Source organism: Stenotrophomonas sp. YIM B06876 (assembly GCF_030711595.1).
Classification (GTDB): Bacteria; Pseudomonadota; Gammaproteobacteria; order Xanthomonadales; family Xanthomonadaceae; genus Stenotrophomonas.
Window position 1 is genome coordinate 1 of the sequence record NZ_JAUJUJ010000347.1, and the last position, 870, is coordinate 870.

Genomic DNA, 870 nt, shown 5'->3' on the forward strand with positions numbered 1-870 from the left:
AGAAGTGGGTCGCGCTCTCAGCAGGTATGGAAGGCACGTTGGCTCGTCTTTTCGAAGGTATCGGGTATCCGGAAGGACTCCAGGACCAGCGTTTCTCGACCCATGAGGCCCGACTGAAAAACATCGATGCTTTGGATGCCCTCATCCAGGGACACATTGCGAGGCTCACGCTGGCCGAGGCCCTTGAGTTCTTCGCAGTGCGGGATATCACTGCGGGCCCGGTATGCGACATCGCGGACCTCCTGCAGCATCCTTACATCGTGGAGAGCAACTTTCTGGTCGACCAGGTCGCACCAGACGGACGGACCGTATCGGTTCATGCCGCGCCGTACCGCATCAACGGCAAGCGCCCCTCTATCCGACGTGGCGCGCCGACGCTCGGCCAGGACAACAGCGCCTGGTTTGGGGCGCAGCAGCCGGTTTCCGACGAGCTTCCTTTAAGCGCCACACAGCGAATCTGACCCATGAAAACTGTTTGCTCGTTTCTCTTCGTGCCCGCAGCCAACGAAAAACTGCTGCAGAGCTCCATCAACAAATCCAGCGATGCCGTCATTCTCGACCTTGAGGACGGCACTCATCCATCACAGCGCGCAGTTGCACGCGAGCGCCTTCCCGATTCCATCGTCCGCCTGAAGGCTGTCAACAAGCTTGCGGCGGTGCGAATCAATGGCGACTGGCTCAGCACTGTTGTGGACTTGCAGGCCGCCGTTGTGCCAGGCCTGGACATCCTGGTGCTTCCCAAAGTCGAGCATCCGAGGGACGTGCAAATCATCGGCCAGATGGTCACCGACCTGGAAGCTGCGAAGACGATGCCAGCTGGCCATGTGCGGTTCCTTCTGCAAATCGAAAGTGTCGCTGCCCTGCCGCGGC

Annotated in this window: 2 protein-coding genes; both read left to right on the forward strand. The window is 60.0% G+C overall.

Features of this window, described 5'->3' with window-relative positions; all coding sequences use genetic code 11:
- Positions 1-461: CoA transferase (locus QZH66_RS17200; protein ID WP_305807061.1), on the forward strand; the 461-nt coding region annotated here is incomplete at its 5' end.
- A gap of 3 nt (positions 462-464) precedes the next feature.
- The coding region (locus QZH66_RS17205; protein WP_305807062.1) for an aldolase/citrate lyase family protein at positions 465-870 on the forward strand (406 nt) is incomplete at its 3' end.